At 34.0% G+C, this 7,301-nt stretch carries 6 protein-coding genes and 7 tRNA genes; 12 read left to right on the top strand and 1 reads right to left on the bottom strand.

Translation table 11 applies throughout. The features are described from left to right. Window positions 1–60: 60 nt before the first annotated feature. The 11 genes from ACQV2R_RS08305 to ACQV2R_RS08355 all read left to right on the top strand — a co-directional run bounded on the left by ACQV2R_RS08305 (window position 61) and on the right by ACQV2R_RS08355 (window position 5,168). Window positions 61–133, top strand: a tRNA-Phe gene (locus ACQV2R_RS08305). Window positions 134–138: 5 nt separating this feature from the next. Further along, a tRNA-Tyr gene (locus ACQV2R_RS08310) sits at window positions 139–219 on the top strand. A gap of 33 nt (window positions 220–252) precedes the next feature. After that, window positions 253–323, top strand: a tRNA-Trp gene (locus ACQV2R_RS08315). A gap of 14 nt (window positions 324–337) precedes the next feature. Next, window positions 338–410 (top strand) — tRNA-His (locus tag ACQV2R_RS08320). Between the two features lie 17 nt (window positions 411–427). Further along, window positions 428–499, top strand: a tRNA-Gln gene (locus ACQV2R_RS08325). Between the two features lie 6 nt (window positions 500–505). Continuing rightward, window positions 506–576, top strand: a tRNA-Cys gene (locus tag ACQV2R_RS08330). A 12-nt stretch (window positions 577–588) separates the two neighbouring features. After that, window positions 589–674 (top strand) — tRNA-Leu (locus ACQV2R_RS08335). Between the two features lie 360 nt (window positions 675–1,034). Next, a complete protein-coding gene (rsgA, locus tag ACQV2R_RS08340) occupies window positions 1,035–2,078 on the top strand; it encodes a ribosome small subunit-dependent GTPase A (protein WP_428874561.1) in 1,044 nt (347 codons plus the stop codon). Between the two features lie 97 nt (window positions 2,079–2,175). Beyond that, window positions 2,176–2,871, top strand: coding sequence for a hypothetical protein (locus tag ACQV2R_RS08345; RefSeq protein WP_428874560.1), 696 nt, complete (start codon window positions 2,176–2,178; stop codon window positions 2,869–2,871). Window positions 2,872–2,935: 64 nt separating this feature from the next. After that, window positions 2,936–4,630, top strand: coding sequence for a serine hydrolase (locus ACQV2R_RS08350; protein WP_428874559.1), 1,695 nt, complete (start codon window positions 2,936–2,938; stop codon window positions 4,628–4,630). 229 nt (window positions 4,631–4,859) lie between these two features. After that, window positions 4,860–5,168: a hypothetical protein gene (locus ACQV2R_RS08355; RefSeq protein ID WP_428892090.1), complete on the top strand. Its 309-nt coding sequence runs from the start codon at window positions 4,860–4,862 to the stop codon at window positions 5,166–5,168. Window positions 5,169–5,269: 101 nt separating this feature from the next. On the opposite strand, the gene ACQV2R_RS08360 is transcribed toward ACQV2R_RS08355, so the two are convergent. Continuing rightward, window positions 5,270–5,560: an ArsR/SmtB family transcription factor gene (locus tag ACQV2R_RS08360; RefSeq protein ID WP_428874557.1), complete on the bottom strand. Its 291-nt coding sequence runs from the start codon at window positions 5,558–5,560 to the stop codon at window positions 5,270–5,272. A gap of 579 nt (window positions 5,561–6,139) precedes the next feature. On the opposite strand from ACQV2R_RS08360, the gene ACQV2R_RS08365 reads away from it, so the two are divergent. Further along, window positions 6,140–7,237: a LysM peptidoglycan-binding domain-containing protein gene (locus ACQV2R_RS08365; protein WP_428874556.1), complete on the top strand. Its 1,098-nt coding sequence runs from the start codon at window positions 6,140–6,142 to the stop codon at window positions 7,235–7,237. The last annotated feature ends 64 nt before the right edge of the window (window positions 7,238–7,301 follow it).

The following is a 7,301-nucleotide window of genomic DNA, read 5'->3' on the forward strand; positions in this document are numbered from 1 at the left end:
TAACATGCTTGCCTGTCACGCAGGAGATCGCGGGTTCAAATCCCGTCCGGACCGTTTCTAGGCTTGATAGCTCAGTTGGTAGAGCACTTGATTGAAGCTCAAGGTGTCGGCGGTTCGATTCCGTCTCAAGCCATTGCTGGAGGGGTAGCGAAGTGGCTAAACGCGGCGGACTGTAAATCCGCTCCTTCGGGTTCGGCAGTTCGAATCTGCCCCCCTCCATTTTAATAGGGATTGCTAACCATTTTCCTTTTTAGGGACTTAGTTTAACGGTAGAACAACGGTCTCCAAAACCGTCAGTGTGGGTTCGATTCCTACAGTCCCTGTTAAAAGTATGATGGCGATTGTGGCGAAGTGGTTAACGCATCGGTTTGTGGATCCGACATTCGTGGGTTCGATTCCCATCAGTCGCCTATTTATATTTTATTATTGGGGTATAGCCAAGCGGTAAGGCATCGGACTTTGACTCCGTGATTCGTTGGTTCGAATCCAGCTACCCCAGTTTCATGGCGGTATAGCCAAGTGGTAAGGCACGGGTCTGCAAAACCTTGATCGCCGGTTCAAATCCGACTACCGCCTTATATCTATTACGGCGGTGTGGCGGAATTGGCAGACGCGCTGGACTCAAAATCCAGTGCCGGTTACACGGCGTGTCGGTTCGACCCCGACCACCGCTATTTATTTTAAACTCTTTCCTGGATAGGAAGGTTTTTTTATTGTTTTATTTTCATTGGTAAAGTATAATTTTCTTATAAATTCGAAAGGAGTGGTACAAGATGAATTTAGAATATAAAAATTTAGGTTCTAATCTAAAAACTCTTCAATGGTTTTTTGCTAGGGTTATTTGTTTTTACGTACCACCCTATCATTAGTCATTTTCTATATTTTTAAGGATCTAAGTTAATCTTAGATTCTTTTTTATTTTAATTATATTTTAAAAATTATAGAATTTATTTTGTCTTTCTAAATTCATCATATTTACGAAAACAGATAGCTTTATGTAGCATAAAAGGATAATTTAGATAGGAGACTAATTGATGATAAACAAAGATTATGGTATTAATTCTTACATTTCTAGATATAATTTAAATAATGATTTAAATATCTATCGCATCACAAGTCGTAATAATGCATTTCTAACGCTTCATAATAAAAAAGACGAATTAATTTCGGTTCGAGTAAATTTAAAAAATAGTGATTTTGTTGTAGGTGATTATGTTTTAGTTGAAAAGAATGCGGGAGAACATCAAATATCCACGTTTCTCAAAAGAGATAGCTTGATTACTAAAGCTCAAAGCACATCACAAAAAAGTTTGGCATATAATGCTAAAGAACAATTAATAGCTGCAAATGTTGACCAAATATTTATTCTTATTGCAGCTGATCAGAGGTTTTCTTTGGGAAAATTCGAACGCTATGTCTCTACCTTTTCTAATATGGCTAAGGATATTCAAATTATTATTTCAAAATCAGACTATCAAGTAGAAGCTTCAACTATTGAAAATACTATTTTAAAGGTTTATCCTAAAATGAAAATTAATCAATTATCAATTCATGATCCTTTATCGTATCAAAAAGTAATGAATCTTCTCAAAAAAGGTAAAACTTCTATTCTAATTGGATCATCAGGGGTAGGAAAGTCTACTTTAATAAACACTATTTTACAAAAAGAAGAACTGTCAACTCAAAACGTTAGAAATGATGGTAAAGGCAAGCATACAACCACCTCTTCCTCTATGTATTTCCTTAAAAAAACCTCTTCTTATATTATTGATACACCAGGCTTTAAAACTATTTCATCCCATAGAGATGCAGATGAAACGCTTCTTTTTCAAAGTATATATGACCTTTCGCTTAAATGTAAGTTTAATGATTGTTCGCACGTGAATGAGCCTGGATGTGCTATTCAACTAGCCATCAAAAAAGGGAATTTATCTAAAGAGTTGTACAATCGTTATTTAAAATATAAAGATAAAAAGAAACGGTATAAGGAATTGATCAGCCAAAAAAACAAAAAAAAGAAACCACATCATCGAATGAAAGTAATCACTAAGTCAGGAATTCTTAACGACATTGATTAATCTCACCTAATCAATAGTTATAAGGTAGTTTATAGGGCAACGTTAAGGTATAATAGATAGGTCGATAATTTTATGTTATTTCAAAGAGGTGATCTGTTTGATTAGTACAGTAGAAAGTTATTTTGAAAAAGAAGATATTTTGGTTCCTAAGAAATATCTTCAAATTGATGAAGAGTATTTAAATAAACAAGTTGATCAAAAAGTGGAGGAACTAACCAATCTAAATTATCCAAATAATAAAAATTTGTCAGATGAAGTGATATTCAATCTAAATCTTCCGAATATCTATAGTTATCAAGACTTGAGAAGCTTTTTTTATAATGATTTGAAGCATCGTGTGGCTGAGTTCTTTTTTTATGATCAACTACTGCCTTACTTATTCACTTTTTTCGCTGAAACCAGTCAAACCATCATTAATCAAAGTGAGCTGTTGCTTTTTCAAAATGAGTATCTAAAAAGAGTAGAAACGATAGCTAAAGTAAAGAATATCTCTTTTTCTGATTATGTACAAATTCACCTTCGATTGGCTGGTAATCCTTATGAGCGAATTAAAGAGAGAGCTTTTGAGGAATTTGTTTTTAGGTTAATTGCCAATCAAAGATATGAGAAAAATGAGTATGCTAATTTACAAGATGAGTACGAAGCATTTATTTCCGACCGCTCATTATCTCTTAATGTTGATCCCTTTGATTTGAAAGAGGAATTAAGCCTATCTACTTTTGAACAAGATTACCCGACCATTTACTTTACTCAAGAACTGTTAGATTATTTTATACCTAAAATTATTAGTTAAGATTGGGTTCTTAAAATCCTATTGATATATTTACCAATAACATCAGGTGAAGGAGCGAACAAATTTGAATGATAGTTATCAAAAACAATTGCTTTCTTTTTTAATTACTGCGACTCTTTTTTCAACACTTTATTTCACTTTTGTTTCTTCCTCTAATCGTTATATTATTGAAAACTTTTTCAAAAAGCCGATTGATAGCAGCATTAACCTTGAGGAAGTAGATCTTAATTTAAGAAAAGATCCAATTTTACAAACCAACGCTAAATCTGAAAAAGTCTCACTCTCGTCTGAATTAAACGATCACTATATGCCAAGATTTTATAATCGACCTCAACTTATTAAGCCAACTTTAAAATCGTCTATTAATCGCAAACCAGTTGTTGAAGAAATTGGAGTGGCGGAACTTGTATGGAAAAGAGATGGATTGAAAAAGATACTTTATCAAGGTGGTTCGCCCTTCACCGGATGGTTTCAAGAAGATAAAACTAAAGGTTATTATCAAGATGGTTTAAAAGAAAATCTGAACAACAGTGAATTATTAGCTAAACAAGTTGAGGATCTTTTTGCTGTTAATAAATATCCTTTCTACATGACTCCTCATAAAAAAAGAGAGCATTTCACTCTGAAAACAATGGAGTACAGCATCCTTATTAAGTCTCCTGATTTAAAAATTTACTCAAATCCGCCTGGTTTAGCCAGTTCACGTTATTTACTAAATACTCAAGGAATGATAGACAGTCCAATGGAAGTAGGACAGGAACTCACTAATCAATACGGAACCTGGTTACATGTTTATTTTGGCTATGATGAGCTTGGTTGGATTAGAAAAGATTCTTCATATAATGATTACGTTTTAACCTATTATAGTGAAAGAGAGCTTTTAGATGAAATAGAAGCTATATTAGAGACTTATTTGGGATATATTAGTGCAACGGCAGGAGCTTCTTTTGTTAATAGTGAGCATCTTACCCAGGTTTCAGTAAATAACCAAATATTTTTCCCAGCCTCTACTCAAAAAATTTATGTTTTAGGTAAAATTTATGAGCTTTATAAAACTGGTGAGTTGTCACCCAATTCTATGGTTATTTTATCTGATGAAAACCGCGTCCCAGGTGCTGGAGTTATTCAAGGAGACCCTAGTGGGTCGCAATACACTGTGGATTACTTAGTAGATTTGATTCCTTTATATTCTGATAACACAGCTGCTAATATGTTAATTGAAGTAGCTGGCGAAGGTGAATGGATTACACCTTATGTCCATAAATTTGGTCTAAAAGATACCTTTGTTGATGGAAAATATTATCATGGATCAACCAACCGCAGATTTCAGACATCGCCTGGGGATGCTGCTATGTATTTCGCTTTAATGGCACGTAATGAACTGAATGGCGAACCTTGGGATGGTCAATTAATTCAAAAATTAATGACAAATCCATGGCGATATCTTTCTGCATTTATACCATACGTTACCACATGGAATAAAACAGGATTAGGATCGACAGAACAAAATGATGTCGCAGCTTTTCAAACGGATTATGGAACCTACACACTAGCTGTGTATACAGAAAATCCTTATAATTACGATGCTGTTCCTGATCAAATGGGAATATTATCTAAAGCTGTTTTTGATGTCTATGTTAGTAATCGTTCGCTCTTATGGCAAAAAGTAACAAATCCCCAAGCTTATTTAGAGGAAAAAGAGCAAGAAATGTTGAGGCAATCCACAGAAATGATGTTAGATGAAAACAATTATAATTAAAAAATAAAAGGGGCTGGGACAAAAGCCTTGAACAATTAAAGAAAGTCCGGTCAACGATCCATTTGTTAATCGGACTTTTTCTTTAACAATAAAAAAATAGAAAGCGTTTCCTGCTATAATAGTAGTAATCACAAAACCATTTAGGAGGGGCTTTCTATCTAGTAACAGTACACTATGAATCACACTTACTTGCCACTGGAAATGGATTGTTTATTCCCTGAAAATCATAGTGTTTAGGCGAATTCATGAGGTAGTCGAACAGATTCAATCTGAGATTCAGCAGCTCGTAAGTGAAGAAATTGAAACGCTTAATCGAGCGATTGAAACGCAAACTGTTGTCGGAGCGGATGAACGCAAAAAGAAGCGCTGTCGTCTCAAAAAGTATCACCAAAAAATTGCTGAGGATTTTATTCCTTGTAAAGAAAAACACACCACTTATCAAGCGACATCCAACGGTCGCAATAGCTTTTCTAAGACCGATGTCGAGCGAATATTTATGGCCAATAATCTACGTAAATACCCAAAGCAGCGAGCCTAGATTGGAAAGTCACTTTCCAATCTAGGCTCGCTGTAAATTTTGAGGGGGCTGAGCAGCCCTTTTGTCCCAGCCCCTTTTATTTTAGTAAGAATGCTTTCAGTTTAGCTGTTTTCGTAAGTTTCTAAGACGAGCTTGGCTGTATCGCTAGAAAGGGAATAATAAATTTTAGTTCCATCACGGTCCGCAGAGACAATTTTTGCTTCACGTAATTTACTAATGTGTTGAGAGACGGTAGATTGAGTTAATTCTAAATCTTGTTGAATTTTGCTGACATTCATAACACCGTTATTTTTTAATAGCAATGCGATTGAAAAACGAATAGGGTGTGATAAAAGTTTTAGTACATTAACATATCTAGCCATTTTTTTTGATTTCATTCCGTATGTTTGCATCTTTTCCCTCCATTTCTATCTATTTTTATGCCTAGTCAGATTGTATCACATATTTTACTTTTAAAGTAAGAATTTTTTGTGTTTTTTATATTACATTTAATTTTGCTTAAAATTTTTACTGATTATTAAATGGTGAAAATAGTAGATACTTATAATATTTTAGCTAGCAAGATAAGGATACCATTTTAAGTTGTAATAAGCAAAGGTTGTTTGAAAGTAGTGTATAAATGGTTTTTAGAATAGGTTTAAATTATAAAAATATGTAATTGTTTTATTTTTTAAACAATAAAGATCCTTCATATTAGTATGATAGTACTATTAAATAATCCTTAAACAATAAAATAAGCCAACGTATATGTTATTTTATTTATAACATAATTTTATAAAAGGCTTGAAGTGTATCTTGCTTGATTGATTGTAATATCACTGTAACCTATATTGCTATCTTTAATCGGTTTGCTTAATCATAGGTAACAAGTGCTAAAAAAACGTGCACTTATTAATAAACTTGTTTAAGATATCTTATATATTAATTTTAATAATAATTCACCAACAAGGTGATCATGTTAAGGAGTATTTATGAAAAAATCAATAATAAGTTTAGTTATCTCGTCACTATTGTTGCAAGTCGTAACTGTTCAACCAACTATCTTAGCTCAGGACGATAATTATCAAGGAAGTCTTGCGATGGTTTGGAAGCAGAGAACAGTTAATGAGATACGTCGTGTAATCAATCTAATGACTGAAAAACAAGATGGTGTCTATGTGATTCAATGGGGCGACACTTTAAGTAGTATTTCTGGAGCAACTGGTATATCGGTCAATGATTTGGCTCAAATCAACCAAATAGCTAATCCAGATTTAATCATAGCTGGAGCAGAGTTGCGTTTTAACTCAGATTCTGGGACGATCTCATATAGTCAAGGAGATGAAGAAGTAACAGTTACAGCTTATGAGACTGAAAGCAGTTCAATTAATACAAAGGCTCAAACAGAAGAGAGTCTCTTAGTAATTGAGGCAGCTGAAGACTTTGAAGAAGTTCAAGAAGAATTACCTACTTTTGAGGAAGCTATGCCTAATGAAGTTGTCGAAACAACTCGGGAAATTAGTGAAGAAATTCTTCCAGTTGTTGAAATGACTACCACGAGCAATGAAGTTATCGAGGAACAGCTGACTACTGAAGACTTTGAAACAACAGCCACTACAATTAAGTCTACTGATTTTAATACTGATTTAATTGAAACTAGCGTTTCAGATATTACAACTAGCATTACTACCAGTATTGAAACGACTAGTTATGTTGAATCTACCTATGAAGAAATAACTTTTGAAACGAATGAAGAAAGAGTTGAAACAACGCTTGTAGATAATAGCAGTACGGACCCTTATGCAGCGTTTGAAAGAATAGTTGCTGAGAAAGGTGTTTCTGATGTTGAGCAAGGTTATTGGAAGGCTATTATTAATCGTGAGTCCGGGTGGAATACATTTGCTAAAAATATGTCTTCTGGAGCATATGGATTACCACAAGCTTTACCAGGTAATAAAATGGCTTCTCATGGTGAAGATTGGCAAAGCAACCCTTATACTCAATTATCATGGATGTATGACTATATGGTAAGTCGTTACGGATCGATTTCTGGAGCTTGGTCACATTCTCAATCAAAAGGGTGGTATTAATAATTAAAGGGGGCTGTATCATAAGTCTCAAACCGAAAAACCACTATAAACGTTGTTTAAATAA

Origin of the sequence: Facklamia sp. P12937 (assembly GCF_050409505.1) — a bacterium.
Classification (GTDB): domain Bacteria; phylum Bacillota; class Bacilli; order Lactobacillales; family Aerococcaceae; genus Facklamia.